Origin of the sequence: Facklamia sp. P12937, from assembly GCF_050409505.1 — a bacterium.
Taxonomy (GTDB): domain Bacteria; phylum Bacillota; class Bacilli; order Lactobacillales; family Aerococcaceae; genus Facklamia.
Map to the genome: position 1 here is coordinate 1 of NZ_JBNUPI010000040.1, position 2,928 is coordinate 2,928.

At 34.2% G+C, this 2,928-nt stretch carries 5 protein-coding genes; all 5 read right to left on the minus strand.

Going from position 1 to position 2,928, the window contains the following annotated elements:
- Positions 1-201 precede the first annotated feature (201 nt).
- The 5 genes from ACQV2R_RS08545 to ACQV2R_RS08565 all read right to left on the minus strand — a co-directional run bounded on the left by ACQV2R_RS08545 (position 202) and on the right by ACQV2R_RS08565 (position 2,642).
- Positions 202-633: a Rib/alpha-like domain-containing protein gene (locus ACQV2R_RS08545; protein ID WP_428892112.1), complete on the minus strand. Its 432-nt coding sequence runs from the start codon at positions 631-633 to the stop codon at positions 202-204.
- A gap of 10 nt (positions 634-643) precedes the next feature.
- Positions 644-997 (minus strand): Rib/alpha-like domain-containing protein, encoded by a 354-nt coding sequence (locus tag ACQV2R_RS08550; protein ID WP_428892113.1) that lies wholly within the window; start codon positions 995-997, stop codon positions 644-646.
- Positions 998-1,003: 6 nt separating this feature from the next.
- A complete protein-coding gene (locus ACQV2R_RS08555) occupies positions 1,004-1,474 on the minus strand; it encodes a Rib/alpha-like domain-containing protein (protein WP_428892109.1) in 471 nt (156 codons plus the stop codon).
- A 266-nt stretch (positions 1,475-1,740) separates the two neighbouring features.
- A complete protein-coding gene (locus tag ACQV2R_RS08560) occupies positions 1,741-2,187 on the minus strand; it encodes a DUF3021 domain-containing protein (protein ID WP_428892110.1) in 447 nt (148 codons plus the stop codon).
- A gap of 14 nt (positions 2,188-2,201) precedes the next feature.
- Complete coding sequence (locus tag ACQV2R_RS08565; RefSeq protein WP_428892111.1) at positions 2,202-2,642, minus strand: LytTR family DNA-binding domain-containing protein; 441 nt, start codon at positions 2,640-2,642, stop codon at positions 2,202-2,204.
- Positions 2,643-2,928: the final 286 nt, after the last annotated feature.

A 2,928-nucleotide genomic window follows, 5' to 3' on the forward strand; every position in this document is an offset into this window, starting at 1 on the left:
AATAACACGATTAAAGTGCTTAAACGCCATGCTTATGGCTATAAAAACGACTCCCTTTTCAAAAATAGAATTCTTTTAATATCAAGATTATATGTGTCAGGAAGAAAAGGAGTAGGAGGCTAGCCATTAGTTGACTAGCCGACCTCTCACACCACCGTACGTACGGTTCCGTATACGGCGGTTCCCTAGTTTACACACACTTTAGTATAATGCTTGAGTTTCATCTGAGGTTGGTGTCGTTACAGTAACTGTCACATCCACAATTTCTGTTGAACCGTCTGGATAAGTCACTTTCACAAGTCCTGTGTAGTTACCAGGGGTGGTCGTATCAATCGTACCAACAGGGGTGACGTCTTCAAAAGTTGGATTTCCTGGGAATTTAGGGTTGACCACATATTCCGGAATACTAACATTATTAATTAAATCAGCTTTTCCACCTATACCAATAATTTCAGGTGTCACAGTAGGCACATAGATATCCGATTGTAAAGCTTCGGGTGTTTTTATAGTTACTGGAACGGTTACAATTTCAAATGTTCCATCTGAATAAATTACTTTTACTCGTCCTACATATTCACCGGGGGTTGTATTATCTATTCCCTCCTCCGGAGTCACATCTTCAAATTTAGGTATTCCTGGATAGTTAGAGTCTTATATATATAGCTAGGGACAAAACATTCTCGATTAGATTCACTATTTCTCCAATTTCAATCACTTCTGAAATTACTGTCGGATTATATATGTTGGATTTTTTATCTAAAACGGTAACCGGAACATCAACGATTTCTGATGTGTTGTCTGGATAAGTCACTTTCACTTTTCCAATGTATTCACCAGGTGTTGTACTATCAATCGCACCGGCCAAAGTCACATCTTCAAATATCAATACTCCATCATTATCAGGGTCAACAACAAAAATTGGAACAGTAACATTATCTGTTAAGTTAATCGTATCTCCAACAAGAATTGTTTCTGGTGTTACTTTTGGAGTATATATTTCATTTTAAGGAACTACCGAATTAATTACTACTACTGGCACATTGATCGTCTCAAAACTTCCATCTGGATAAATTACTTTAACATTTCCTGTATACTCACCCGCTTTAGTAGTATCAATTACACCAGATGGTGTAATATCTTCAAATTTCGGCTGTCCTTTAAAGTCCAGATCTTTAACATAGTCGGGCACTTTCACATGATCAATTAAATGGACTGTTTCTCCTATTTCAATCGACTCGACAGTAGCCTGCGGATTAAATTTATCTGCTTGTAATGGGTCGTTCGGCGATTCTATTAGCTTTTGGTCAGCTTTACTAACAGCATCATCTGTTAGGGATACTGAGACTTCAGGCGCTATGTCTTGAGTAGATACACTGACTTGATTTGCTCCTGATAGAAAGAAAAACGAAGAAATCAAAACAGAAAATGAACCAACAGTAAACTTTCTAATAGCATACTTATTATCTTGGTCCATTGACCGACATTTTTTTAATAATTGTTATTTTTCCCTACCACAATGTCACTCCTGTTCCTTAAGTCAAACTATGAAAATTTAAAAATATTTAGAGTCGTTTCGACAAGCCCATCTTATACTATTCTCTTGAAATTCTCAAATAAATGACTAGTGATATTCGTTTGTTTATTACTACTGTCACCACCTGAATGAAAGCTTCTAGCTATCGATCTCATTACTAATTTGTTGACTTAAAATAGTCAAATTGACTTCATTTTATTAGTTTCTTAACTTTTAGTTCTATATTTTATTTTTTGATTAATTTTTTTAATCTGCGATTTAATATAGAAATAATTAGCTAGCCAAATGCCACAGTAAATGATGGTATTAATTAATCCAATAGACAGAATACCTGTTAACCCACGTTGCCAATGTAAATAATAGCCAGCAGCTAACAAAGGTAGAATTATGACTACAAAATGAAGCACAGTATTTAAAAGCAGACTTCTTTTTTCGTTTTTCATAATTGTGTTAGCACTTGCTTGTATGATTCCCAATAGCATGTAAATAATTGTTTGAATAGTAACTGCCGTTAAAATCGAATCATATTGTTTTAAAAAACTAGGAACTCCGGGAACGTACTCACCATATATATATGAAAACCATAAATTAAGTAAATGACCAATTCCTACTCCGATAAATCCACCGCAAATCATTTTTTTTAACTGTTCCATTGAATATCTCCTCCTTATATTCCTAACGCTTCCTTAAATTTTTTTAGACTTCTTCTAGAGACAAACAACACTTCATTATTCATTAACTCTACAGCAATTGTTCCCTTGTAAGAAAGGTCAAGTCTTTTTACATAATCTAAGTTAATTAACTCTCCTTGAGAAATACGGATAAAATTCATCAATCCAAAACGTTCTTCTAAATCATACATTCTTAATCGGATGAGATAATCAGACTCAAGTGACTGTGCATATACTTTTTTATTGTCGGTATAAAACTTTATAATCTCATTCAGCTCAAGTAAAGTGGCTTTATCTGATTGAAAGCCGATGATTTTTTTCATCGTAGAAGATTCAATCAAACTCTGAACCAATTCAACATCACGATTCATTGAGTTTGCCATCACTTTAACAAGCGTTTCCTCGAATGTAGGATCAATCTCTATTTCTAATTTCATTTTAGTCCTCCTTCCGTATTCATTGTATTTAGTTTATAAGAAGCTGAAAACAGTTGCCACACTATTTGGATAAACGGTTCTTCGAGTAGGCTATGTGGTATAAATACTATGATGAATGCGTTTATATTTAGCGACCATCCTCCGTAGCAAATTAAGAAGAATATGTTTCTTTAAAGTTAACCATTTTTTCTTGTTGACCTAGCCGAAGATTCTAAAATTTAGGGTGAATTGTAAAATGAACTTAGCCATTTAAAATAGAAAAAGAGCCAGTGAGTCTGGTAATCTA